The sequence below is a fragment of the Cellulomonas xiejunii genome (assembly GCF_024508315.1).
Classification (GTDB): Bacteria; Actinomycetota; Actinomycetes; order Actinomycetales; family Cellulomonadaceae; genus Cellulomonas; species Cellulomonas xiejunii.
In genome coordinates this window covers 3908592-3931826 of sequence record NZ_CP101987.1, presented here as the reverse complement: position 1 = coordinate 3931826, position 23235 = coordinate 3908592, and the positions used below count along the sequence as shown (strand labels likewise).

General features: G+C 74.1%; 24 protein-coding genes and 1 riboswitch. Of the genes, 19 read left to right on the top strand and 5 right to left on the bottom strand.

What is annotated here, in order from left to right:
• The first annotated feature begins 26 nt into the window (after positions 1-26).
• The 6 genes from narH to NP048_RS17990 all read left to right on the top strand — a co-directional run bounded on the left by narH (position 27) and on the right by NP048_RS17990 (position 5361).
• Entirely contained in the window at positions 27-1727 is a 1701-nt protein-coding gene (gene narH, locus NP048_RS18015; RefSeq protein ID WP_227576694.1) for a nitrate reductase subunit beta, read from the top strand.
• Complete coding sequence (gene narJ, locus NP048_RS18010) at positions 1724-2401, top strand: nitrate reductase molybdenum cofactor assembly chaperone (RefSeq protein ID WP_227576693.1); 678 nt, start codon at positions 1724-1726, stop codon at positions 2399-2401. Before narH ends, narJ begins: the two co-directional genes overlap by 4 nt.
• A complete protein-coding gene (gene narI, locus NP048_RS18005) occupies positions 2398-3156 on the top strand; it encodes a respiratory nitrate reductase subunit gamma (protein WP_227576692.1) in 759 nt (252 codons plus the stop codon). The genes narJ and narI overlap by 4 nt, the downstream gene beginning before the upstream one ends.
• Positions 3157-3288: 132 nt before the next feature.
• Positions 3289-4515 (top strand): AI-2E family transporter, encoded by a 1227-nt coding sequence (locus tag NP048_RS18000; protein ID WP_227576691.1) that lies wholly within the window; start codon positions 3289-3291, stop codon positions 4513-4515.
• Between the two features lie 95 nt (positions 4516-4610).
• On the top strand, positions 4611-4751 hold the full coding sequence (locus NP048_RS17995) for a hypothetical protein (protein WP_227576690.1): 141 nt from the start codon (positions 4611-4613) through the stop codon (positions 4749-4751).
• Between the two features lie 19 nt (positions 4752-4770).
• Positions 4771-5361 carry an ArsR/SmtB family transcription factor gene (locus NP048_RS17990; RefSeq protein WP_227576689.1) on the top strand — a complete coding sequence of 197 codons (591 nt, stop codon included), beginning with the start codon at positions 4771-4773 and terminating at the stop codon, positions 5359-5361.
• 39 nt (positions 5362-5400) lie between these two features.
• On the opposite strand, the gene aroD is transcribed toward NP048_RS17990, so the two are convergent.
• Together aroD and NP048_RS17980 are read right to left on the bottom strand one after the other, a co-directional pair.
• The gene (gene aroD / locus NP048_RS17985) at positions 5401-6186 is read right to left on the bottom strand and encodes a type I 3-dehydroquinate dehydratase (protein ID WP_227576688.1); all 786 of its coding nucleotides are present in this window, start codon (positions 6184-6186) and stop codon (positions 5401-5403) included.
• Positions 6187-6257: 71 nt separating this feature from the next.
• On the bottom strand, positions 6258-6815 hold the full coding sequence (locus tag NP048_RS17980; protein WP_227576687.1) for an ATP-binding protein: 558 nt from the start codon (positions 6813-6815) through the stop codon (positions 6258-6260).
• 279 nt (positions 6816-7094) lie between these two features.
• Here NP048_RS17980 and NP048_RS17975 point away from each other — a divergent pair, with 279 nt between their 5' ends.
• Positions 7095-7943, top strand: a complete 849-nt coding sequence (locus tag NP048_RS17975) for an LLM class flavin-dependent oxidoreductase (RefSeq protein WP_227576686.1) — start codon at positions 7095-7097, stop codon at positions 7941-7943.
• A 43-nt stretch (positions 7944-7986) separates the two neighbouring features.
• On the opposite strand, the gene NP048_RS17970 is transcribed toward NP048_RS17975, so the two are convergent.
• A complete protein-coding gene (locus NP048_RS17970) occupies positions 7987-8649 on the bottom strand; it encodes a GNAT family N-acetyltransferase (protein ID WP_227576685.1) in 663 nt (220 codons plus the stop codon).
• 257 nt (positions 8650-8906) lie between these two features.
• Between NP048_RS17970 and NP048_RS17965 the strand changes: the two genes are divergently transcribed.
• From NP048_RS17965 to NP048_RS17940, 6 genes are all read left to right on the top strand, one after another.
• Positions 8907-10886 carry a penicillin-binding transpeptidase domain-containing protein gene (locus NP048_RS17965; protein WP_227576684.1) on the top strand — a complete coding sequence of 660 codons (1980 nt, stop codon included), beginning with the start codon at positions 8907-8909 and terminating at the stop codon, positions 10884-10886.
• Between the two features lie 41 nt (positions 10887-10927).
• On the top strand, positions 10928-11905 hold the full coding sequence (locus tag NP048_RS17960; protein WP_227576683.1) for an aldo/keto reductase: 978 nt from the start codon (positions 10928-10930) through the stop codon (positions 11903-11905).
• A gap of 99 nt (positions 11906-12004) precedes the next feature.
• Entirely contained in the window at positions 12005-14272 is a 2268-nt protein-coding gene (locus tag NP048_RS17955) for a SpoIIE family protein phosphatase (protein ID WP_227576682.1), read from the top strand.
• The gene (locus NP048_RS17950; RefSeq protein WP_227576681.1) at positions 14269-14868 is read left to right on the top strand and encodes a 1-acyl-sn-glycerol-3-phosphate acyltransferase; all 600 of its coding nucleotides are present in this window, start codon (positions 14269-14271) and stop codon (positions 14866-14868) included. Before NP048_RS17955 ends, NP048_RS17950 begins: the two co-directional genes overlap by 4 nt.
• A gap of 31 nt (positions 14869-14899) precedes the next feature.
• Positions 14900-15070 carry a CsbD family protein gene (locus NP048_RS17945; RefSeq protein WP_227576680.1) on the top strand — a complete coding sequence of 57 codons (171 nt, stop codon included), beginning with the start codon at positions 14900-14902 and terminating at the stop codon, positions 15068-15070.
• A gap of 245 nt (positions 15071-15315) precedes the next feature.
• Positions 15316-15390: riboswitch (cyclic di-GMP riboswitch) on the top strand.
• Between the two features lie 14 nt (positions 15391-15404).
• A complete protein-coding gene (locus NP048_RS17940) occupies positions 15405-15542 on the top strand; it encodes a hypothetical protein (RefSeq protein WP_227576679.1) in 138 nt (45 codons plus the stop codon).
• An 89-nt stretch (positions 15543-15631) separates the two neighbouring features.
• Here the strand turns inward: NP048_RS17940 and NP048_RS17935 are convergent, their stop codons facing one another.
• Entirely contained in the window at positions 15632-18217 is a 2586-nt protein-coding gene (locus NP048_RS17935; RefSeq protein WP_227576678.1) for a lysylphosphatidylglycerol synthase transmembrane domain-containing protein, read from the bottom strand.
• 178 nt (positions 18218-18395) lie between these two features.
• On the opposite strand from NP048_RS17935, the gene NP048_RS17930 reads away from it, so the two are divergent.
• Together NP048_RS17930 and NP048_RS17925 are read left to right on the top strand one after the other, a co-directional pair.
• On the top strand, positions 18396-18629 hold the full coding sequence (locus NP048_RS17930) for a hypothetical protein (RefSeq protein ID WP_227576677.1): 234 nt from the start codon (positions 18396-18398) through the stop codon (positions 18627-18629).
• Positions 18630-18869: 240 nt separating this feature from the next.
• The gene (locus tag NP048_RS17925) at positions 18870-19454 is read left to right on the top strand and encodes an HdeD family acid-resistance protein (RefSeq protein WP_227576676.1); all 585 of its coding nucleotides are present in this window, start codon (positions 18870-18872) and stop codon (positions 19452-19454) included.
• 6 nt (positions 19455-19460) lie between these two features.
• On the opposite strand, the gene NP048_RS17920 is transcribed toward NP048_RS17925, so the two are convergent.
• A complete protein-coding gene (locus NP048_RS17920; RefSeq protein ID WP_227577203.1) occupies positions 19461-20261 on the bottom strand; it encodes a CPBP family intramembrane glutamic endopeptidase in 801 nt (266 codons plus the stop codon).
• Between the two features lie 164 nt (positions 20262-20425).
• Between NP048_RS17920 and NP048_RS17915 the strand changes: the two genes are divergently transcribed.
• The 4 genes from NP048_RS17915 to NP048_RS17900 are packed head-to-tail and all read left to right on the top strand — an operon-like array spanning position 20426 to position 23134.
• Positions 20426-21094, top strand: a complete 669-nt coding sequence (locus NP048_RS17915; RefSeq protein ID WP_227576675.1) for a hypothetical protein — start codon at positions 20426-20428, stop codon at positions 21092-21094.
• Complete coding sequence (locus NP048_RS17910; protein ID WP_227576674.1) at positions 21091-21396, top strand: transcriptional regulator; 306 nt, start codon at positions 21091-21093, stop codon at positions 21394-21396. Before NP048_RS17915 ends, NP048_RS17910 begins: the two co-directional genes overlap by 4 nt.
• Entirely contained in the window at positions 21393-22352 is a 960-nt protein-coding gene (locus NP048_RS17905) for an ABC transporter ATP-binding protein (protein WP_227576673.1), read from the top strand. The genes NP048_RS17910 and NP048_RS17905 overlap by 4 nt, the downstream gene beginning before the upstream one ends.
• On the top strand, positions 22349-23134 hold the full coding sequence (locus NP048_RS17900) for an ABC transporter permease (protein ID WP_227576672.1): 786 nt from the start codon (positions 22349-22351) through the stop codon (positions 23132-23134). The genes NP048_RS17905 and NP048_RS17900 overlap by 4 nt, the downstream gene beginning before the upstream one ends.
• Positions 23135-23235 lie beyond the last annotated feature (101 nt).

Genomic DNA, 23235 nt, shown 5'->3' with positions numbered 1-23235 from the left:
ACGAGCGCAGTGCGGAGCGTGACCACATGAGGGTGATGGCCCAGATGGCGATGGTCATGAACCTCGACAAGTGCATCGGGTGCCACACGTGCTCGGTGACCTGCAAGCAGGCGTGGACCAACCGCACCGGCACCGAGTACGTCTGGTTCAACAACGTCGAGACGCGCCCCGGCCAGGGCTACCCGCGCACCTACGAGGACCAGGAGAAGTGGGAGGGCGGCTGGGCGCTCACCAAGCGCGGGCGCCTGCAGCTCAAGGCCGGGGGCCGGCTGCGGAACCTGCTGACGATCTTCGCGAGCCCCAAGCAGCCGTCGATCGACGAGTACTACGAGCCGTGGACGTACGACTACGAGAGCCTGACCAACGCGCCGCTGCAGGAGTACACGCCCGTCGCCCGCCCGAAGTCGCTGCTCAGCGGCAAGGACATGCGGGTCGGGTGGAGCGCCAACTGGGACGACGACCTCGGCGGCTCGCCCGAGCTGACGACGGCCGACCCGATCCTGCGGCGCGTGTCGGACAAGGTGAAGCTCGAGTTCGAGCAGACCTTCATGTTCTACCTGCCGCGCATCTGCGAGCACTGCCTCAACCCGTCGTGCGCCGCGTCGTGCCCGTCGGGGGCGATCTACAAGCGCGAGGAGGACGGCATCGTCCTGGTGGACCAGGACGCGTGCCGCGGCTGGCGCAAGTGCGTCACCGGCTGCCCGTACAAGAAGGTCTACTTCAACCACAAGACGGGCAAGGCCGAGAAGTGCACGTTCTGCTTCCCGCGCATCGAGGTCGGCCTGCCGACGGTCTGCTCGGAGACGTGCGTCGGACGGCTGCGGTACATCGGCCTGGTCCTCTACGACGCGGACAAGGTGCTCGCCGCCGCGTCCGTGACCGACGAGCGCGAGCTGCTGGCCTCCCAGCGCGCGGTGTTCCTCGACCCGGACGACCCGCACGTCCAGCGCGAGGCCGAGCGCGCGGGCATCCCGCACGACTGGGTGCAGGCCGCGCAGCGCTCGCCGATCTGGTCGCTCATCAGCACCTACGAGATCGCGCTGCCGCTGCACCCGGAGTACCGCACGCTGCCGATGGTCTGGTACGTCCCGCCGCTCTCCCCGGTCGTCGACGTGGTCCAGGAGACCGGTGTCGACTCCGAGGACAGCTCCCACCTGTTCGCCGCGATCGACACCCTGCGGATCCCCGTGGAGTACCTGGCCGAGCTGTTCACCGCCGGTGACACGGCGCCCGTCACGGCGGTGCTCAAGCGGCTCGCGGCGATGCGCTCGTACATGCGGGACCTCAACATGGGCCGCGCGGGCGACCCGCGGATCCCGGCGTCCGTCGGCATGGACGAGGCGACGATGTACGAGATGTACCGGCTGCTCGCGCTCGCCAAGTACGACGAGCGGTACGTCATCCCCGCGACGCACGCGGAGCAGGCGCACGGGCTGGAGGAGCTGGCCACCGAGTGCAGCCTCGACTACGACGGCGGGCCCGGCATGGGCGGCTCCGGGCCGTTCGGGGAGGGCTCCGGCGGGCAGGACCCCATCGCGGTCGAGAACTTCCACATGCTGCAGCAGCGCCAGACGACGGACACCGTGGCCGACCCCGACACGCGCAAGGCGCGCGTCAACCTGCTCAACTGGGACGGCAAGGGCTCGCCGCCGGGGATGTTCCCGCCCAAGCCCGACCCTGACGGCGGCACCCCGCAGGGGACCGGCAGCGACGGGGGCCGGGCGTGAGACGGCTCGCGCGCCGGACCGCCGCGCACCACGCGGCGACCCGCCAGACCGCGCTCGTGCACCGCGTCGCCGCGCTGCTCCTGGACTATCCGGGCGCCGACCTCCTCGCGATGCTGCCCGACCTGCGGGCGGCCGTCGCGACGCTCCCGCCCCACCTGGGAACGCCGCTCGCGCAGGTGGTCGACCACCTCGAGACGCAGCCGGCCACCGCGCTCGCGGCGCAGTACGTCGAGACGTTCGACCTCGCGCGCCGCCGCTCGCCGTACCTGAGCTACTACTCCTACGGCGACACCCGCAAGCGCGGCGTCGCGCTCGTCGAGTACAAGCAGGCGTACCGCGCCGCGGGGTTCGAGCTCGCGGCCGACGAGCTGCCGGACCACGTCGCCGTCGTCCTGGAGTTCGCGTCGACGGGTGACGTGGCCACCCAGGAGTCGGGGCTGCGGCTGCTGCTCGCGCACCGCGCGGGGCTGGAGCTGCTGCGTCTGGCGCTGCTCGACGCGGGCTCCCCGTGGGCCGGTGCGCTCGTGGCCGTGTGCGCGACCCTCCCGCCGCTGGACGGCGACGACCGCGAGGCCGTCGCGCGACTCGCGGCCGAGGGGCCGCCGGGCGAGGAGGTCGGCCTCGAGCCGTTCGCGCCGCCGTCGTTCGCCACCGACCCGGGAGCCCGCCGATGACCACGACCACCGACACCCTGCTGTGGGTCGTCGTCCCGTACGTGTGCCTCGCGATCTTCGTGCTGGGGCACGTGTGGCGGTACCGGTACGACAAGTTCGGGTGGACGACCCGCTCGTCGCAGCTGTACGAGAGCCGGCTGCTGCGCTGGGCCAGCCCGCTGTTCCACTTCGGGATCCTCGCGGTGTTCCTCGGGCACGTCATGGGCCTGGGCATCCCGCAGTCGTGGACGGATGCCGTGGGGATGAGCGACGCGGCGTACCACTTCCTCGCCGTGTCGATCGGCTCCGTCGCGGGGTTCTGCACCGTCGTCGGGCTGGTGCTGCTGATCTACCGTCGGCGCACCGTCGGACCGGTGTTCCGTGCCACGACCCGCATGGACAAGCTCATGTACCTCATGCTGGCGGTCGTCATCTTCCTCGGGATGTGGAACACGGTCAGCGGGTCGATCCTCAACCTCGGCGGCGAGTACGACTACCGCGAGGGCGTCTCGGTGTGGTTCCGCGGGATCTTCCGGTTCGACCTGTACCCCGAGCTCATGGCCGAGGCGCCGCTGGGGTTCCAGCTGCACGGCATGGCCGCGATGCTGCTGTTCGCGCTGTGGCCGTTCACGCGGCTCGTGCACGTGTTCAGCGCGCCCGTCGGGTACCTGTGGCGCCCGTACGTCGTGTACCGCGCGCGGCCCGACCGCTTCGGCACCCGGCCGGCGCGGCGCGGCTGGGACCAGGTGGGCAGCGAGGAGCCGTCGCGACGCTGACGGTGTCCGGATCGACATGGCGCCACGGCCCCGGTGCGCGGACCTGCGCCCCTAGGGTGTGACCCGGCGCACCGGCAGGCGCGCCCGGCCCCTGGCACCCGGGCACCACGCCCGCCCACCGCGGAGGACCCCGTGACGACCGACAGCACGCTCGACCCCGGCACCGGCTCCGCGCCGCAGGCCGACACGACGTACGGCGCGACGCCCGTCTTCGGGGCGCCCGCAGCCCCCGGCGACGAGGGCACGCGCCCTCTCCAGCACGACGCGCGGCGCCCGCCGCGCTGGTGGGGCAAGGCTCTGGCGATGGCGGTGCTCGCCGTGTTCGTCGGGATCTTCGCGTGGGGCGCGCTCGGCGCCCTGCAGGGGCTGCTGGTCAACCTGCTGATCGCGTTCTTCATCGCGCTCGCGCTGGAGCCGATCGTCGTGTGGCTCGTGCGGCACGGGTGGAAGCGCGGCGGGGCGGCAGCGGCGGCGCTCCTGGGCGGCCTGGCGGTGACCATCGTGGTGTTCGCGCTGTTCGGCAACCTCTTCGTCCAGCAGCTGGTGCAGCTCGTCGGCTACGTCCCGGACCTCTACACGTCGGCGGAGGAGGCGATCGAGTCGCGGTTCGGCGTCGACGTGCCCGCCGTGGACGAGCTCGTGCGCCAGGGCGCCGAGGAGTGGGGCGGCGAGGTCGCCTCGGGTGCGCTGCTGGTGGGCACGACGATCCTCGGTGCGGTGTTCGCGGCACTGACGATCCTGCTGGTGACGTACTACCTGCTGGCCGCGGGCCCGCGGTTCCGGGCGTCCATCTGCCGGTGGCTGACGCCCGGCCGGCAGCAGGAGGTGCTGCGGCTGTGGGAGGTCACGCAGGTCAAGGTCTCGGACTTCATCAACACGCGCATCGTGCTGGCGGCCATCGCGACGGCGACGACCTTCGCGTTCCTCGCGATCCTCGGCACGCCGTACTCGCTGCCCCTCGCGCTCTTCACGGGCGTGGTCTCGCAGTTCGTCCCCACGATCGGTACCTACATCGGTGGTGCGCTGCCCGTCGCGGTGGCTCTGACGTCGCAGGGCTTCCCGCAGGCGCTCGGCGTGCTCGCCTTCATCCTCGGCTACCAGCAGATCGAGAACCTGTGGCTCGCGCCCAAGGTGTCGGCGCGCGCGCTGGAGATGAACGCGGCGGTGTCGTTCGTCGTCGTGCTGGCGTTCGGTGCGGTGTTCGGCGCGCTGGGGGCGTTCCTCGCGCTGCCGATCGCGGCGACCGTCCAGGCGGTGGCCAACACGTACGTGCAGCGGCACGAGCTGGTGCGCTCGCACATGCTCCACGACCCGGGGGAGGGCGACGACGAGGACGCGGGCGACCCCGAGGACGTCTGACGAGGGGCAGAGTCGCAACAGTCCTTGCGCAATAAATCTTGCGCAAGGACTGTTGCAGGTCCTAGCGTGAGAGACGACCGCACAGGAGGACCGCCATGAACCGCACGCCCCGCCACCCCGCCCGCACCCCCCGCGTCCCACGCCGCACCGGCACGTGGGACCGCACCGCCGAGCTCGAGTCCTACCGCCGCGACCGGTTGCTCGCCGAGGCGCAGCTGCGCACCCGTGTGCTCTGACCGCCATCAGGAGAGCCGCATGACCGACACCACCCCGCCGCCGGCACCGACCCCGGCGCTGCGCACGTCCGACCCCGCCGTGCTGCGCGCGCTCGCGCACCCGCTGCGCGTCGAGATCCTCGACCTGCTCGACGACCTGCGCGAGGCGACCGCGAGCGAGGTCGCCGAGCGCACCGACCAGACCGTCGCCAACTGCTCGTTCCACCTGCGCTGCCTCGAGAAGGCCGGCTTCGTCGAGCGTGCCGAGCCGAGGGGCCGGGAGAAGCCCTGGCGCCCGGTGCACCCCTCGCGGCGCCTGGAGCCCGACCCGACCGACGTCGCGTCCATCCGCGACGTCGCGTCGGTGGCGGCCGTGGTCGTCCAGCGCGAGGCCGCGCGCGCGGCCGACTACTTCGCCGATCCGCGCGCGGCCGACCCCAGCCGCGTCCGGACGACCGTCCTGACCGCCCAGCGGCTGTGGGCGACGCCCGACGAGCTCGAGGAGCTCGCCTCGCGCGTCGTGGCCCTCGCCGACGCGTTCGAGGGGCGGGACGAGGACCCGTCGCTGCGGCCCGAGGGCGCGGTGCTCGCGCGGTTCTTCGGCGTGCTGCACCCCGAGCTGCGCGACTGAGGGCGCGACCCTGTCGGCAGACCCGGTCCGGGTCAGTCCTCAGCGGGCGTCGTGCAGGAGGGCGAGGGCGGCGCGCAGCCGCGCCACGTCCACCTGGCCGGGCGCGCTCGCGGACCCGGCGCTGGCGAACGTCATCGCGGAGCCGAACACCCCGCCGGCGAGGCGGCTGACCACTCCCAGCGCGCCCATCGCGACGGTCACGACCGGCCGGTCGGCGTCCCGCGCGAACGCGCGCGTCGCGGTGAGCAGGGCCAGGACGTCGTCCGGGTCGTGCGGCATGACCGCGACCTTGCAGACGTCGGCGCCCACGTCGCGCTGACGGCGCAGCAGCCCGACGATCTCGTCGACCGGCGGGGTGGCGGCAAAGTCGTGGTGCGACACGACGACGACCAGCCCGGCGGCCCGCGCGCGCGACACGAGCCCGGCCACGCCGGGCGTCGCGAGCTCGACGTCGATCGCGTCGGCGGTCACCGCACCGTCGCGCGCGTCGGCGGTCACCGCCTCGACGACCGCCGTGTACGCGGCGTCGTCGGCGGCCTGCGCCCCGCCCTCGCGGGCCGAGCGGAACGTCGCCAGCAGCGGGACGGTCGCCGGCAGCGCGGCCCGGACGGCGGCGACCGCCGCGCGCGCGACCGCGGGGTCGAGGGCCGAGCCGGTGAGGTGGTCGAGGCGCAGCTCGACGACGTCCGCGGCACCGTCCGGCAGGGCCTCGGCGGCCGCGGCGGCGGCCTGGAGCGTCGCCGCCACGATCGGCACGCACACCCGCGGGGTCCCCGCGCCCAGGGTCGTCCCGCGCAGCCGCAGCACGCCGTCGCTCGTCGTCATGCGTCGATTGTCGCCGCATGCGGGCACGGGTGGGGCGCCCGTCCGGGAAGATCCCTCGGGTGGTCGGACCCTCAGGTGGTGGGACGGGCGGCGAAGGTCGCCCACACGTGCTTGCCCGACGCGTCCGCCCACCAGCCGACGTCGGACGACAGGCGGCGAGCGATCTGCAGGCCGAAACCGCCCTCGCCGGCCTCACGGTCGCTCGCCAGGACCGGGGCGTGCGTGGTGTCGCCGTCCGACACCACGACGAGCACCTCGTGCCCGTCGAGGAGCAGCTGCACCTGCGCCGGGGTGCGCCCGTGCGCCAGGGCGTTGGTCGCGAGCTCGGAGGTGACGAGCACGACGTCGTCCGGCACGCCGTCACCGTCGTCGGACGGCGCGACCGACGCCGTGAGCTGGTCGCGCAGGTCGCTGCGCAGGGCCCGCAGCTCGACGGGGTGCTCGAGCACCCACCGGCGCACGGGGACGAAGTCGGCCCCGGGCCGGGTGGCCGGCAGGGAGCGCCCGGCCGCTGCCGGGGTGAGCGCGTCGTCGGGCGGGAGCGCGGGCGGCGGCAACGGCGCGGGGGTGCTGGGCAGGCGCATGCCGTCGGCGGCGTCGGGCGACGTGAACCGGTACTCGTCGCTCATCTCCCGCACCCCCTCCCGGCTCCTCGCCCGCACCCGCGTCCGTCTCCCCGTGCGACCTTGCCCGGCCACGGTAAGCGTCCCCGCGCGATCCCACCACCGAGGAACGGACCGTGTCGCCGCCGACACGGACGCTCGTCCGAGGTGGCGACGGTGGCCTCGTCCGGCGGACCTGCAGGCAGACCCGCCGGACGGGCCAGAGGCTACTCCGCTGTCGGAGGGCTTCGATAACGTCGGTGCGGGCCGCACCACGGCCCGTGGACACGCGGCGAGGGGGCGGCGATGAGGCTCGGGTTCGTGGGCAGCTTCGGGACGGTGCACGAGGTGGTGGACCTCGCGGTCGAGGTCGAGCAGCACGGCTGGGACGGGTTCTTCACCTGGGACGGCGTGGACCTCGAGGGCATGGACGCGTGGGACCCGTGGGCGGTGCTCGCGGCGGCCGCCGTGCGCACCGAGCGCGTCACGCTCGGGGCTCTGGTGTTCGCGCTGCCGCGCCGGCGCCCGTGGGTGTTCGCCAAGCAGGCGGTCACCGTGGACCACCTGTCGGGCGGCCGGCTCGTCCTGCCGGTGGGGCTGGGCGTGCCGATGGACCGCGCGGTCGCGGGCGTCGCCGGTGAGGCCGCGACGCTCCGGGAGCGAGCCGAGCGGTTCGACGACGCGCTGACGCTTCTCGACCGGTCGTTCACCGGCGAGCGGTTCGACGTCGACGGGACGCACCTGCACGTCGACGGGATGCAGCTGCGGCCCGTCCCGGTCGCGCGTCCCGACGGGCGCACGCGCATCCCGCTGTGGGTCGTGGGTGCCTTCCCCTCCGACCGGTCGATGGGACGCGCGATCCGCTACGACGGCGTCGTGCCGCAGCACCGGGGGGAGCGCGCGGAGCAGGAGCTCGAGCCCCAGGACGTCGCGGAGGTCGTCGCGTGGGTGCGGGAGCACCGGCCCGCGGACGCCGGACCGTTCGACGTCGTCCTGCACGGTGCGCTGCCCGCGGACCGCGGCGCGGCGCGCGACCGTCTGGCCGCGCTCGCCGAGGCCGGGGCCACCTGGTTCATCGACGCGCTGTGGGACCCGTCGACCGCGACGCCCGAGGCGCTCCGCGCGCGGGTGCGTCAGGGGCCGCCCCTGCCCTGAGGTGCCGGGGCCGTCCGGCGCCGCGTCGTGCCGTGCCGCGTCGTCAGGCGAGCGGGCGTGCGGGGCGGGACATCGGGTAGATGAGCGGGCCCCGCGGCGCCAGCGGCACGACCGGGTGCGCGTCGGTGTACCCGCGCCGCTGGTAGTAACCGACGTTCGTCGGGTTGGTCGTCTCCAGGTACGACCGGGCGCCCATGGCGTCGAGGTCGGCGAGGAACCGCCGCAGGAGCACGCTGCCGCGCCCCGCGCGCTGCAGGTCGGGGCGGACGCCGAACGCCTCGACGTACCAGCTGTCCGTCGGCACGCCGCGCGACGTCAGGTCACCGAACCGGATGATCCCGGGGCTGTGCTCGCGCGTGTGGGCGGCGATGCGCGCCACCCGGCCGGTCTGCCGCAGCCAGCGGCGCACGGTCATCGGGTAGGTCCGCGGCGGGTAGATCGCCAGGACGCCGGTGACCTCGTCGCCGAGCTTGGTGGCCAGGACCCGGCCGTGACGCAGGCCGTCGGCGAGGGTCATGCGGTACACCTCGTGCAGCTCGCGCCTGCGCCGCGCGTCGACGGGGAAGAGGTGGGTGTACCCGGGGTCGTCCGCGAGGGCGGCTGCCAGCACCGATGCCGCCTGCCTGCGGTCGCGCGGGTCGAGCCACCCGAGCGAGTCGGGCGGGTCGACGCGCGCCGTCTGCTCTGGCCGTCCCCCTGCGTCCATGAGCGCATCGTCACCCGGACGTGCGTCCAGATGCAACCGGAACCTCGGATTTGACCCGGTGGCCGGGCCGACGCGCACGACGGGGACCGTGCGGGGCACTCCCGGCTGGGGAGGAGGGGTGAAGATCCGAGCAAAACCGTGCCGTGCGAGCCTGCCGGGGTGACAGGCTCGGACCGTCCCCGCGTGGCGCCACGACGTCGTGCGCGCCCGCCCGGTCCGAGGGCTCGACGCGGGGCACACGACAGGAGGACATCACGGTGGGTACGGCGCTGACGACGGGACGGGCCCGTGCCCGACGGTGGGCGGCCACGGGCGCGGTGCTCGCCCTGACGGTGGTGACGGTGCAGGGCTGCAGCGCGGGGCAGCCGGACGCGCGCCCGGCCGCCGAGGCGCTCGCCTCCGCGCTCGAGTCGGGGGACTTCGCCGCCGTGCCGCTCGCCGCCGACGCCCCCGCACCCGCGGAGCTGGCCGCCACACGGACCGCGGTCGTCGAAGGGCTCGGGGAGGCGGTCGCCACGGTCACGGTCGGCGACGTGACCCTCGCCGACGATGAGCTGACCGCCACCGCGCCCCTCACCGTCGCGTGGGACGTGCCGTGGACGGACGAGGACTGGACGTACACCGCGACGGCGCAGCTGGTGCGCGACGAGGACGACGACGAGCAGCCGTGGCGGGTGCGCTGGGCGCTGCCGCTGCTGGCGCCCGACCTGACCGCGGGCGAGCGCCTGACCGTCGGCCGGCGGGCGGCCGAGCGGGGCCCGGTCCTGGGCCAGGGCGACGCCCCCCTCGTCGAGAAGCGGCCCGTCTCCCGGATCGGCATCGACAAGCAGCACGTCGCCGAGGCGCAGGCGGACCCGGACGCGGCCGCCCGTGCGCTGGCCGCCGCGCTCGGGATGGACGCGGACGCGTACGCGCAGCGGGTCGCCGCGGCGGGGCCGCAGGCGTTCGTCGAGGCCATCGTCGTGCGGGCGGGCGACCCCGGGTACGACGTCGCCGCCCTGGACGCCCTGCCCGGCGTCAACGTCGTCGCGGACGAGCTGCCGCTCGCGCTGACGCGCACGTTCGCGCGAGCGATCCTGGGGACGGTCGGCGAGGCGACCGCGGAGATCGTCGAGGCGTCGCAGGGCGCCGTCGTCGCGGGTGACAAGACGGGGCTGTCCGGGCTGCAGCGTCAGTACGACGCCCAGCTGCGCGGCACCCCGGGTGTCGTGGTCCAGGCGGTCGCCGAGGAGTCCGGCGCCGCGCGCGTCCTGCTCGACGTGCCACCCGTCGCGGGCGAGCCGCTGCGCACGAGCCTCGACCCCGCCCTGCAGCAGCGCGCCGAGGACGTCCTCGGCGCCCTCGAGCCGGCGTCGGCGATCGTCGCGCTGCGACCGTCGACGGGCGAGGTGCTCGCGGCCGCGAACGGTCCCGGCAGCGGCGGCCTGTCCACCGCGACGGTCGGCCAGTACGCGCCGGGGTCCACGTTCAAGGTCGTCAGCGCGCTGGCCTACCTGCGCGGCGGCCTGACGCCCGACTCCTCGGTGAGCTGCCCGCCGACGACCACGGTCGACGGCCGCACGTTCCAGAACTTCCCCGGCTACCCGACCGCGGCCCTCGGCGACGTGCCGTTCCGGACGGCGTTCGCCCACTCCTGCAACACGGCGTTCATCGGTTCCCGTGACCTGGCCGGTGACGGCGCACTGCTCGCCGCCGCACGGTCGCTGGGCCTCGAGCCGGCCGCGAGTTTGGAGTTCCCCGCGTTCCTGGGGACCGTGCCGGACGACGCGTCGGCGACGGCGCACGCCGCCTCCGTCATCGGTCAGGGCGAGGTGCTCGCGTCCCCGCTCGGGATGGCGACCGTCGCGGCGTCGGTCGGGGCAGGTCGCACGGTCGTCCCCACCCTGGTCGCGCGCGCGGACGAGGCCGCGACGAGTGACGAGCCGGCGGACGACGCGGCGGACGACGCGGCGGACCTGCCGCCCGCGCTGCCGCTCACGGCCGACGAGGCCGCCGCGCTGCAGGCGATGATGCGGGCGGTCGTCACCGAGGGCGGCGCCGGCCTGCTGGCCGACGTCCCGGGTGGGCCGGTGCTCGCCAAGACCGGTACGGCGCAGTTCGGCCAGGACGCGGAGCTGCGCAACCACGCCTGGATGATCGCCCTGCAGGGTGACCTCGCTGTGGCCGTGTTCGTGGGCGAGGGGGACTACGGTTCGACCACGGCAGGTCCGCTGCTCAAGGCGTTCCTGGGCGGCTGACGGGCCGCCACGCCGCAGCCACGTCGACGCCGGGGGGAACCATGACTGCACGCCACGTGCCGGGGGGTGCCGGCTGGCTACGCCCCCTGCCGGGTACCGGGCTGACCGTGAGCGCCCTCGCGCTCGGCGGCAGCCCGCTGGGCGGCATGCCGGAGAACTACGGGCACGACGTCTCGCCGGAGCTGGGCATCGACACCGTGCGGGCGGCGCTGCAGAGCGACATCCGCTTCATCGACACGTCCAACGGGTACTCGGGCGGTGAGAGCGAGCGTCGCATCGGGGCCGCGCTGACCGCCGCCGGCGGGCTGCCGCCGGGGTACGTGATCGCCACCAAGGTGGACCCGGAGGGCGGCGACTACTCGGGCGAGCGCGTGCGCCGCTCGGTGCTCGAGTCACGCAGCAGGCTCGGTCTGGACCACCTGCCGCTCGTGCACCTGCACGACCCGGAGTTCCACGAGTTCGACGACCTGACCAGCCCCGACGGGGCGGTCGAGGCGCTGGTGGAGCTGCGCGACACGGGCGCCGTGGGGGCGATCGGGCTCGCGGGTGGGCGCGTGCAGGAGATCGCGCGCTACCTGGCGCTCGGCGTGTTCGACGTGCTCCTCGTGCACAACCGCTGGACGCTGGTCGACCGGTCCGCCGGCGCGATCATCGCCGAGGCGCGCGCGCAGGGCATGGGCGTCCTCAACGCCGCGGTGTACGGCGGCGGGATCCTGGCCCGCGGCCCGGGGGATGCGGCGTCGTACGGGTACCGCCCTGCGCCGCCGGCGCTGCTGGAGGCGGTCGACGCGATGCGCGCCGTGTGCGCGCGGTACGGCACCGACCTGAGGACGGCGGCGCTGCAGTTCTCGCTGCGCGACGAGCGGTTCGCGGCCACGATCGTCGGGATGTCGCGACCGGAGCGGGTCGCCCAGACCCTCGCTGCGGCCGCGGCGGTGCTCCCCGACGACCTCTTCGACGAGCTCGAGACTCTCGTGCCGCCGTCCGACACGTGGCTCGACGCCCCGTTCGACAACTGACCGGCGGAACCTGCACGCCTCACGGGTCCGGCCGACAGGTCATCGACTAGCCTCACCGGGGACGTGAGCGCGCGCTGCGCGCCGGGGGACGGGGAGCGCATGACGGACGGGACGGCGATGCCCGACCTCGACACGTGCGCGGACGAGCCGATCCGCGTCCCGGGCTCGGTGCAGCCGCACGGCGTCCTGATCGCCGTCTCGGAGCCGGACCTGGTGGTGCGGCACGTGTCGGCGAACGTCACCGACCTGACGGGTGTCGCGGTGCCTGACGCGCTGGGCGCTCCGCTCGCCGACGTCGTCGGGACCGCTGCGGAAAGGGTCCTGCGGGCGCACGTGCGCACGTTCGGCGACCTGCGTGCGCGCAACCCGGTGGAGGTCGAGGTCGAGGGGCCGACGGGTGGGGTCGTCGCGGACGCGATCCTGCACCGCGTGGCGACGGGTAGCCGGAACCTGCTGGTCGTGGAGCTGGAGACGGCCCAGGGCCCGCGCCCGTTCTCGTTCCCCAACACCTACCAGGCGGTGCGCGGCGCGCTGGAGCGCCTCAACCACGCCGGTCCCCTGGAGCAGCTGTACGACGTGGCGGCGCAGGAGGTCCGGGCGCTCACGGGGTTCGACCGTGTGATGGTCTACCGGTTCGACGCGGAGTACAGCGGCGAGGTGGTCGCCGAGGCCCGCCGCGCGGACCTCAACTCGTTCCTGGGGCTGCACTACCCGGCCTCGGACATCCCGGCCCAGGCCCGCGCGCTGTACGAGACCAACTGGCTGCGGCTGATCCCCGACGTCGCGTACGCGCCCTCCCCGCTGGTCCCGGCGGTCGACGAGGCCTCGGGTGAGCCGCTCGACCTCACGCACTCGGTGCTGCGCAGCGTCTCGCCCGTGCACCTGGAGTACCTCGGCAACATGGGCGTGCGCGCGTCGATGTCGATCTCGCTGCTGCGTGACGGCCGCTTGTGGGGCCTGGTCGCGTGCCACCACTACGCCGGCCCGCACGCGGTGCCGTACGGCGTGCGGGCGGCCGCGGAGTTCCTGGGGTCGGCGCTGTCGCTGCGGCTCGTGGCACGCGCGCAGGACCGCGAGCTGGAGCGCGAGCTCGCGGCCCAGGCGCAGATCGCGCGCGTCCTGCGCGTCGCGCGCGACCACGACCATGGCCTCGCCGAGGCGCTCGCCGGGGACGGCCCGGGCCTGCTGTCCGTCGTGCCTGCGCACGGTCTGGTCGTCGTGGCCGATGGCCGGACCGCGACGGCGGGCGACGCGGCGGTGGACGTCGCCGCGCTGCGCGCGTGGGTGCTGGACCAGCCCGAGCCGGTCACGGTCCGCTCCGCCCTGGGCGTGAGCGACCCTGCGCTGGCGGCGTCGATGCCCGGCGTCGCGGGTCTCCTCGCGGTCCGGCTGCCCGACGACCAGGTGGTCGTCTGGCTGCGTGGCGAGCAGGTGCGGGACATCTACTGGGGCGGGGACCCCCAGAACAAGGCGATCGCCCGCCGCGAGGGTGACGACGTGCGGCTCAGCCCGCGCAAGTCGTTCGACCAGTGGCGCGAGGAGGTGCGCGGCAGGTGCGAGCCCTGGGCGCCCGAGCACGTGCGGGCGGTCGAGGACCTGCGCAGCCGGCTGCTCGAGGTCATCATCGTGCGCAACCGCTGGCAGATGACGGCCGTGCACACGATGCAGCTCTCCCTGCTGCCGCGCGACCTGCCGACGGTGCCGGGCTGGGCGTTGCAGGCGCGGTACGTGCCGGCAGCCGGCGGGCGGGTCGGCGGCGACTGGTACGACGCCCTCCGGCTGCCCGACGGGCGGCTCGCGGTCGTGGTCGGCGACGTCGCGGGGCACGGGCTGGGCGCGGCTGCCGCCATGGGCCAGCTGCGCAACGCGCTGCGTGCCTACCTCATGAAGTCCCAGGACGTGCGCGAGGCGCTGCTCGACATCGACGAGCTCGCCCGCCGCACGATGCCCGAGGACATGGCGACCGTCGCGGTGGTCGTCGTCGACCCCCTGACGGGCCGTGCCTCCGTGGGCGCTGCCGGCCACCCCCGCCCGCTGCGGCTCACGGCCGACGGCCAGGCGACGCTGCTGCCGATGCGCGTGGACCGGCCCGTGGGCGTGGGGTCCGGCGACCCGCAGGTCGTGGAACTGCACCTGGAGCCGGGCGCCGGCATCGTGCTGTACAGCGACGGGCTGGTCGACTCGCGCACCACCGCGCTGGCGGACGGCATCGACCGGCTCGTCCAGCACTTCGACCGGCCGGACCCGACCGTGCCGGTGGACATCGACGAGGTCGTCGCGGACTGCTCCGACCCGGACTCGAAGGACGACATGACGCTGCTGCTGCTGTGCCGGGACGTCGACCTGCCCGCGGGGGCCCGGCCGTGAGCGTGCGGCGGGCTGCGGCCCGCGCGTTCTGGCGGGTGAGCCGGTGGACGCTGCGCACGGAACGGGTCCCGCGCGACGGCTCCGGCATCATCCTCGGCGCACCGCACACGTCGAACTGGGACTTCGTCCTGATGCTCGCGATCGCGTGGGAGGCCGAGCTGACGTTCAAGTGGCTGGGCAAGCACACCCTGTTCCAGGGGCCGGCCGGGCCGCTGATGCGCGCGCTGGGTGGGATCCCCGTGGACCGGCGGAACCCCGCGGGGCTCGTGGACGACATGGTGGCGCGCATGGCCGCGGGTGAGCAGTTCTACCTCGTCGTCACCCCCGAGGGCAGCCGGTCCGGCTCCGGCTGGAAGTCGGGCTTCTACCGCATCGCGCGGGCTGTGGGCCTGACGGTGACCCTGGGGTACGTGGACCGCACGACGATGACGGCGGGCCTGGGGCCGACGCTGACCCTGACCGGTGACGTGCGTGCCGACATGGACGTCGTGCGCGCGTTCTACGCCGACAAGTCGGGCTTCGTCCCGGCACGCCGGACCGAGCCGAGGCTGCGCGACGAGGGCGTTGCGGATGCGGGGTCGTCCGACCAGGCCTAGCGTCGTCCCGTCATCGACGAAGGGAGCTCTCATGGGCCTGGACGACAAGATCCGGAACAGCGCGCAGGAGACGGGCGGCAAGGCCAAGGAAGCCCTTGGCAAGGCCACCGGCGACGAGGAGCGCGAGGCAGAGGGCAAGGCCGACCAGTCGTCGGCGAACCTCAAGCAGGCCGGCGAGAACGTCAAGGACGCCTTCCGCTGACCGTGCCGTGAACGAGGGTGCCGACGGCACCTCGGACGCCCCCGCACCGACGTCGGTGCGGGGGCGTCCTGTCGTCCGGGCCGGTCCGGCTCACCCGAACGGACGCGTCTGCGCTGCTCCGTGCGCCGACACGCCGCCCGATCGGGCCCGCAGGCGTCCACCGACCGGGTGAATTGGGCTCCTGTCCAGGACGCGTGTCCCGTATGGCTTCCGTTCCACGTGAGAGCCGTCTAATGTCTGACTTGTCAGCGAAACGGCAAACCCTCCGCAAGGGGGGGACGCAAAGCCACGGGACCCACGGGGTCAGCCGGGCTACCGAACGAAGGGGTTCGTCATGGACCAGCGCAACTCGGCAGCAGAGCCGCACGAGGTTCGCCCGCAGGTCATCCCCCTCGGCCGCTGGGCCGCCATCGCCGCCCGCCTCGAGGCCTCGGCCAACGTCCCCTCGCAGCGCGACGCGTTCGCCGCCTGAGACCAGGTCCGCACACCTCCAGTCCCACCCGCTCGGCCCGTCGTGACGACGCGACGGCCGCTCGGACCGGGGCTCGGTGACGCCTGGGGCTAGAGCTCGCCGACCCGCGTCAGGTAGCGCATCGCGATCCAGCCGAGCGGGATCCGCAGCCAGAACGTCAGCACGCGGAACAGCAGCGCCACCGCGGCGGCGACACCGGGATTCACGCCGGCGATCGTGGTCAACCCGACGGTGAGCGAGATGTCGACCGTCCCGATGCCACCCGGTGTCGGGATGACGGACCCGGCCGCGTTGCCGGTGAGGTGCACGAGCGCGACCTCCACGAGCGACGCGTCCTGCCCGAGCGCCATGAGCGCGGCGTCGAACGCGAGCACGTACCCCATGGTCATGAGCACGTTGCCGCCGAGCGCGAGCGCGAGCCGCCACGGCTGACCGAGGAGCTCGATGAGTCGGGGCAGGGTCTGACGGAACGTGGGGCCGACCGTGCGCTGTGCCCACGTCCGCACGCCGGGGAAGAGCAGGGCGCCCCCGATGGCCGCGGCGACCACCGCGAGCACGACCAGCACGGAGGGCGGGACCGAGAACGGGGCCGGTGACTGCACGCCCGACGTCACGGTCAGTACCAGGAGCAGCAGCAGGGTGGTGACGAACTGGCTGACCTGGACGAGCGCGACGGTGGCACCCGCGAGGGACGCGTTGACGCCGCGCCGCGTGAGCATCCGCAGGTTGAGCGCCGCCGGCCCGATGCCGGCGGGGGCGGCGAGCGAGACGAACGTCGCGGCGGTCTGCACGAGCGTTGCGCGCCAGACGGGCAGGCGCACGGGGGAGAAGGCGACGAACGCCAGCGCCGCGCCCACCAGGGTGACGAGCCCGAGGGCGAACACCAGCACGGAGTAGCGCCAGTCGCTGGCGGCGAGCACGGGACCGATCTGCGCGACGTTGACGGACGCGAGCACGGCGAAGACGGCGACGACCGTCAGCACGATGGTCAGCAGCGTGCGGGCACCGAAGCGCACGAGCTGCTCCGGCTGCACGTCCGCCTCGGGGAGGCGCGCGACCAGCGCGGAGCGCAGCTCGGCGAGGACCTCCTTGTGGGCGCGCATCTCCTCGCGGGTGCGACGCGGCAGGGCGACGGTCTGCAGGAGCGGACCGATCGACTCGATGTCGGCCGCCGGCAGCGTCCGCGCCGCCGACGCGACGGCCCGCGCCGCACCCACGCGCAGCGCGAGCAGGGCGATGAGCTGCATGGTGTCCATGCGGCGCGCGAGCTCGGACGACGCGACGTCACCCTGCTCCCAGGCGGTGATCCACACGCGCGGCGCGGAGGGCCGGCACTCGACGAGGATCACGTCGGACGTGAGCGCCCGGTGCGCGATCCCTGCCGCGTGCGCGAGGCTCAGCTGCTCCCAGATCGCGTCGAGGACGCCGTCGTCGACGTCGTCGCTGTCCATGTCGGACAGCGGCACCGCGGCGCCCGTCTTCTCCTGCAGCAGGAGCATCGAGTCCTCGGCCTCGGCCAGGCTCAGCAGCTGGGGCGTGCGGACCCCGGCGGCGCGCGCGGCGTACGACAGCAGGGCGGCCCGTTCCGTGGCCTGGCGCAGGGACAGGGCCGAGCGGCCCTCGAGGCCCCGCAGCCGCAGGCTGCGCCACAGCCGCGTCAGCATGCCGACCACCTGCCGGTCGCCGTCGAAGACGATGAGGTCGAGGTGGCGGCCGTCGTCGGTGGCGACGTCGTAGAGCCGGTCGCCCGACGCGCGGACGAGGGCGCGCTGCGCGGGCGTGCCCTCCGGCAGCAGGGCGAGCGCACCGGTGGTGGCCGGGGTGCGGTCGGCCTCGATGGTGGGGTCGGGCACGCGCACGACGGTCGCGGGCTCGACGCCGGCGCGGCGGATCCCGGCCAGCAGCGCGTCACCGTAGGCGCGCTCCGGGTCGACGCCGCCGAGGTACCGGACGGCCAGGCCGGCGAGCCTGCCCACCAGCAGCGACAGGCCCAGGCCGGGCAGCGACACGCCGGCGGTGATGATGACCACGCCCGTGGTGAGCCACAGCAGGTTCCACGACCACGCGACGCTGCGCCGCCGGCCGCGCGGCCCCGAGACGGTGAGCAGCGCGGTCAGCATGGCGATGTACTCGGGGATCGTGAGCGCCCACACGCCGCCGAGGCGTACCGACAGGCCGCTGACGAGGTCCTCGGAGCCGAAGGTGGAGAACGTCCAGTGCAGCGCGGCGACCGCCAGCATCGCGACGACGGCCGCGATGACGGACTGCAGCAGCTGGCGTCCGAGCCGCCGCAGCGCGAGCTCGGTGAGCACGGCGATCGGCACGACGACGGTGGTGAACCCGACGAGCACGTTGACCGGGACGAACAGGATCCGGCGGAGCAGCGTCGCGAAGCCCTGCACGTCCTCGGCGACGCCGGTGGTCGTGTTCTGGGCGTACGTCGCGAGGATGACCACGAGCACGGCGAGGAGCGCCGTCAGGGTCACGCCGAGCAGGTCGCTGGGGCGGTGCACGCGCGGGGGGCGGACGTCCTGGACGTCCACGCGGGAGCGCACGGCGCGCACCGCAGCGGTCGGGGTCAGGTCGTCGGCCGTCGTGGTCGCCGCAGGGTCCGGCGGCGCGTCGTCCTCGGGGTCGACACCGGCACCGTGCGGCGCGGGCGTCGACATGGGCATGATGGCGAGTCTAGGCAGGCAGGCGCTCCCGGCTCGTCCTCCTCACGGTGGGTCGTGCGAGGTGACGACTCCACCTTCCGGTTCGATTCGCCTCAATCCCTGGGGTCAACATCTGTTGACGAGGCCCGGTCGGAGTGTCAATCTGTGTTGACGCCCCGATGTCGATCGAGGAGCACCGATGACGCAGGAAGAGGTCGACATGACTGCTCTGGTCGCCCGCGCGGAGGACGACGACCCGCTCGGCGCACTGCTCGCGCTGCACCGCCTGCGCACCGAGGTGGACCGCCGCGAGGCCGTCGCCGTCCGCCGCGCCCGCGCCGCCGGTGTCCCGTGGGCCGCGATCGCCACGATGCTCGGCGTCAGCAAGCAGGCCGTGCACCGCAAGTACGGCGGCCGCCGCCGCGAGACCTGACCGCCACCCGGTGGTGAGAGTGCAATCCAGTCCGGGAGCTGGATTGCACTCTCACGGCCTGGGGCGGCCTGGGGCGGCCTGGGGTGGCGCGGCCCGGGGCGGGGGCCCGGGGTGGGGTGGGAGGGGATGGCTCGGCGCGCCGGTCGCGGCGGTGCGCGCTACGTTCTGCTCAGGGGTGCCGGTGCGCGGCCAGGCCGCGCCACCTCCTGCGGGTCGGACGGCTCGCCGAGAGGGGACACGATGGTCGACGACATGACCGCCCAGATGTCACGGACGTTGAGCAAGGTGTGGTGGCTGCCCGTGCTGCGAGGCCTGCTGCTGCTGGTCCTCGGGCTCCTGCTGATGGCCCAGCCGGCCGCGTCGGTGCAGGCGATCGTGTGGCTGTTCGGGATCTTCGCGGTCGTCGACGGCGTCGTCGCGGTCGTGCTGGGCCTGACGGACCGCGGGTCGCCCGGGTGGGGGTGGTGGGTCATCGAGGGCCTCGCCGGGATCGTCGTCGGTGCGGTCGTGGTGCTGTGGCCCGAGCCGACCGTCCGCGTGCTGTTCTTCCTGCTGGCGGCGTGGCTGCTGGTGCTCGGGGTCGTGTCGATCCTGGCGGCCGTCGCGCAGTCGCGGGCGCGCCTCGGGGGGTGGCACTGGCCGCTCACCTTCGGCCTGGTGTGCACGCTCTTCGCCGTGCTGCTCATCGCGCGCCCGCAGGAGGCGCTGGCCTTCTTCGGTGTGGTGCTGGGACTGTTCGCGTTCGTCGGCGGTGCGATCAACGTCGTCAGCGGGTTCGCGGTGCGGCAGGTGGTGCGGGACCTGGCGAGCGATCCGTTGGCCTGACGCGCGTCACATGATGCCGAGCGCCTCCAGCCAGGCGTCCGGCAGGGTCGCGTAGCCGACGAAGGCGACGACGTCGAGCGCGGTGTGGGCGACGACGAGCGGCATGACGCGCCGCCGTCGCCGGTAGTACTCCGCGAACACGACGCCCATGACCACGTTGCCGAAGAACGGGCCCCACCCCTGGTACAGGTGGTACGAGCCGCGCAGCAGGGCGCTCGCCGCGATGATCGCCGGCGTGCTCCAGCGCAGGTCGCGCAGCCGTTCCATGAGGTAGCCGACGGCGACGACCTCCTCGAGCAGCGCGTTCTGCAACGCCGCGAGGATGAGCACCGGGATCGTCCACCACGCGGCGTTCAGCGCCGAGGCCTGGACCTCGACCGTGATGCCGAGGGCCCGCCCGGCGACGTACAGGCCCAGGCCGGGGATCCCGATGACGGCCGCGAGGCCCATGCCGATCCCCAGGTCGCGCCACGGGCGGGCGCCGTCGAGGCCGATGCGCCGTACCGCCGAGCGGCCGTTCGCCGACAGCAGGTACAGCGCGAGCGCGACGGGCAGGAGGGCGAACCCGATCGACAGCAGCTGGTACGTCAGGTCCAGGTACGGCCGTGGCGACTGGCTCGGGTTGAGCGTGGTCGTCTGCTCGGCGAGCGGGGGGCCCGCGGTCAGCTTGGCGATGAGGGAGACGACGGCGTACACGGCCGACTTCCCCAGCGACAGGCCCAGGACGATCCAGATCTCGGCGGTCAACCGTCGGGAGACCGCCCGCTGGTCCGGCGCCGGAGCTCCCGGCGGGAGGGGTCCGCGCACACCGGATCCCTGGGTGGCGTCGTCCTCGGGCGCGTCGGCGGTTCGTCCCACCCTCGCAGGTTACGGGCCGGGTCCGGGCTGGCGCCTCGTCCGGGGTCTTGACGCCCTGGTCTCGCAGTGACAAAGTGCTTTGTAACGCAAAGTTCCAAGCCGAGGAGGACGCCATGGACCGGACCGACCCGCGCGGCGTCCCCGACGACGGCGCACCTCTCGCGGACCTCGACGAAGCCCCACCGGACCCCCGCACCGGCCTCGCGATCGTCGCCGCCCAGCAGCGCCGCGTGCGCGACTCCGACGTCGACGACCGCCTGCTGTTCGGCGTGTGGGGCGTCGCCTGGCTCGTCGGGTACGCCGCTCAGTGGTGGACCGCGACCGCGTCACCCACCCGGACCGCCACCGGTCAGGGCGGACTCGTCTTCGCGGCCGTCGCCGTCGCGGCGCTCGTCGTCACGCTCGTGCACATCGCCCGTGCGACCCACGGCGTCGCCGGCACCAGCAGGCAGGTCGGCATGATGTACGGCTGGGCGTGGAGCATCGGGTTCTTCGGGCAGGGGCTCATCGTCGCGGGCGTCGTCGGCGCCGGCGCGAGCGCCGAGATCATCGCGATCGTCGCCAACGGTGCGGCCTGCCTCGTCGTCGGACTGCTCTACATGGCAGGCGGTGCGCTGTGGCAGCAGCTCTCGCTGTTCCTCATCGGTGCCTGGATGATCGCGACCGCCGCGGCCGCGAGCCTCGTCGCGATGCCCGACGGCTACCTCGTCATGTCCCTGGCCGGGGGTGGCGGCATGCTCGTCGCCTGCCTGCTCGCCGCGCTGCACCGGAGGCGCGTGTGAGCGAGGTCGACCTCGACCCGGTCATCCACTCCGCGTCCCGGCTGCGGGTCGTCGCCACCCTGGCCGCCCTCGAGCGCGGTGACCGCGTGTCCTTCCCCCGGCTGCAGAAGCTGCTCGACATGACGGCCGGCAACCTGTCCACGCACCTGCGGCGCCTCGAGGACGCCGGGTACGTCACGCAGACCAAGACGCACGTCGGCCGCACGCCGGTCACGTACGTCGAGCTCAGCACCGCCGGACGCGCCGCGTTCGAGCGCTACACCCTCACCCTCACCGAGCTGCTCAAGGGAGCACAGGAATGACCGCCACCGCACCGCCCGTGCTCGTCGAGCACGTCACGCGCCGCTTCGGCGCTGTCACCGCGCTCGACGACGTCAGCCTGCGCGTCGAGCCCGGTGAGCTCGTCGGGCTGCTCGGACCCAACGGGGCCGGCAAGACGACACTGCTCTCGCTCGTCACGGGCCTGCGCACACCCGACGCGGGCACCGTCCGCGTCTTCGGCGGCAACCCGCGCGACCCCGCGTCGCGCACGTCGCTCGGCACGACGCCCCAGGAGACGGGCCTGCCCGACACCCTCAAGGTGCGGGAGGTCGTCGACTTCGTCGCCGGGCACTTCGCCCAGCCCATGCCGCGCGACGAGGTGCTGGCACGGTTCGGGCTCACCGACATGGCCGAGAGGCAGACCGGCGCGCTGTCCGGTGGCCAGAAGCGCCGCCTCGCGGTCGGCCTCTCGCTCGTCGGCCGCCCCCGCCTCGTGCTGCTCGACGAGCCGACGACGGGTCTCGACGTCGAGGCCCGACACATCCTGTGGCAGGCGCTGCGCGACTACCACGGCGACGGCGCGACCGTCATCGTGACCAGCCACTACCTGGAGGAGATCGAGGCGCTCGCCGAACGCGTCGTGGTCGTCGGCGAGGGGCGCGTGCTCGCCGACGACACCCTCGCCCGCGTCCTCGACCTCGTCGCCGTGCGGCGGATGACGCTCACGCTCGGCGCCGGCCGGCCTGCGGACCTGCTGGCCCTGCCCGGCGTGCAGGACGTCGTCGAGGCGACCGACGCCCCCGGGCCGGTCCCCGGCCGCACCCGCGTCACGCTCGTCGCGTCCGACGCCGACGCGGCCGTGCGGGCGCTCGTCGAGCGGGCCGTGCCGTTCACCGACCTCGAGGTGCGCGGCGCCTCGCTGGAGGAGGCGTTCCTGTCCCTGACGTCGCACGACGCACCCCCCGCCCCGACGGCCGTCCCCGAGGTGACCCGATGACCACCACCACCGCGCCCCGACCGGCCCTGCGCCCGTGGGGCTCCCTCGCGTGGCTGCACACCCGCTACCAGTTCCTCGAGACCGTCCGCGTGCCGCTCGCCGTGATCGGCAACCTGCTGTTCCCCGCGCTCGCGCTCGTGTTCTTCGTCGTGCCGCAGAGCGCGATCACGTCGGACCCGATCGCGTCCACCGCCGCGGTCGCGCAGCTCGGCACGTTCGCGATCATGTCGGCCTGCATGTTCACGCACGGTGCGGGCGTCGCCGAGGACCGCGCGCACCCGTTTGACACGTTCGTCCGCACGCTGCCCGCGCGGCCCGGGCCGCGGCTCGCCGGACGCGTCGTCAACGGCCTGATGTGGGCGTACCTCGCGCTCGTGCCGCCCGTCATCATCGGGGCCACGCTGACGGCCGCGTCGCTGACGTGGTCGCAGGCGCTCGGGGCGTTCGCGATGGTGGCGGGCGTCGCCGTGCCGTTCACGCTGCTCGGCATGGCGATCGGCTTCGCGATGTCCACCAAGGCCGCGCTCGCGGTCGTGCAGTGCGTGCTGTTCCCGCTCGCGTTCGCCGGTGGGCTGTTCATGCCGCCCGAGGCCTTCCCGGGCTGGCTCGACACGATCTCCCAGGCCCTGCCGTCGCGCGCGGCCCGCGACCTGGTCGTGCAGGTCAGCACGGGAGTCGAGGCGAACGCGCTCGCGCTGCCGGTCCTGCTCGTGTGGACCGCCGTGTTCGCGGCCCTCGCGGTCTGGGCGGTCCGCCGTGACGAGGGCCGCCGCTTCCGCTGACGGCACCTCCCGCCCGTCGAGCGCGGCACTCCGCCGTCGAGCGCGGTACTCATGGGTACCGCGCTCGACGTGCGTGTGCCGCGCTCGACGTGCGTGTGCCG

Bases quoted from the DNA above. Each gene is read 5' to 3' on its own strand.
- NP048_RS17970 (WP_227576685.1), bottom strand. From the start codon at position 8,649: ATGGACGCAGGGGGACGGCCAGAGCAGACGGCGCGCGTCGACCCGCCC.
- narH (WP_227576694.1), top strand. From the start codon at position 27: ATGAGGGTGATGGCCCAGATGGCGATGGTCATGAACCTCGACAAGTGC.
- NP048_RS17905 (WP_227576673.1), top strand. From the start codon at position 21,393: ATGACCGCCACCGCACCGCCCGTGCTCGTCGAGCACGTCACGCGCCGC.
- NP048_RS17995 (WP_227576690.1), top strand. From the start codon at position 4,611: ATGAACCGCACGCCCCGCCACCCCGCCCGCACCCCCCGCGTCCCACGC.
- NP048_RS17975 (WP_227576686.1), top strand. From the start codon at position 7,095: ATGAGGCTCGGGTTCGTGGGCAGCTTCGGGACGGTGCACGAGGTGGTG.
- NP048_RS17980 (WP_227576687.1), bottom strand. From the start codon at position 6,815: ATGAGCGACGAGTACCGGTTCACGTCGCCCGACGCCGCCGACGGCATG.
- NP048_RS17945 (WP_227576680.1), top strand. From the start codon at position 14,900: ATGGGCCTGGACGACAAGATCCGGAACAGCGCGCAGGAGACGGGCGGC.
- aroD (WP_227576688.1), bottom strand. From the start codon at position 6,186: ATGACGACGAGCGACGGCGTGCTGCGGCTGCGCGGGACGACCCTGGGC.
- NP048_RS17935 (WP_227576678.1), bottom strand. From the start codon at position 18,217: ATGCCCATGTCGACGCCCGCGCCGCACGGTGCCGGTGTCGACCCCGAG.
- narI (WP_227576692.1), top strand. From the start codon at position 2,398: ATGACCACGACCACCGACACCCTGCTGTGGGTCGTCGTCCCGTACGTG.
- NP048_RS17925 (WP_227576676.1), top strand. From the start codon at position 18,870: ATGGTCGACGACATGACCGCCCAGATGTCACGGACGTTGAGCAAGGTG.
- NP048_RS17900 (WP_227576672.1), top strand. From the start codon at position 22,349: ATGACCACCACCACCGCGCCCCGACCGGCCCTGCGCCCGTGGGGCTCC.
- NP048_RS17940 (WP_227576679.1), top strand. From the start codon at position 15,405: ATGGACCAGCGCAACTCGGCAGCAGAGCCGCACGAGGTTCGCCCGCAG.
- NP048_RS17955 (WP_227576682.1), top strand. From the start codon at position 12,005: ATGACGGACGGGACGGCGATGCCCGACCTCGACACGTGCGCGGACGAG.
- NP048_RS17930 (WP_227576677.1), top strand. From the start codon at position 18,396: ATGACGCAGGAAGAGGTCGACATGACTGCTCTGGTCGCCCGCGCGGAG.
- NP048_RS17990 (WP_227576689.1), top strand. From the start codon at position 4,771: ATGACCGACACCACCCCGCCGCCGGCACCGACCCCGGCGCTGCGCACG.
- NP048_RS17960 (WP_227576683.1), top strand. From the start codon at position 10,928: ATGACTGCACGCCACGTGCCGGGGGGTGCCGGCTGGCTACGCCCCCTG.
- NP048_RS17915 (WP_227576675.1), top strand. From the start codon at position 20,426: ATGGACCGGACCGACCCGCGCGGCGTCCCCGACGACGGCGCACCTCTC.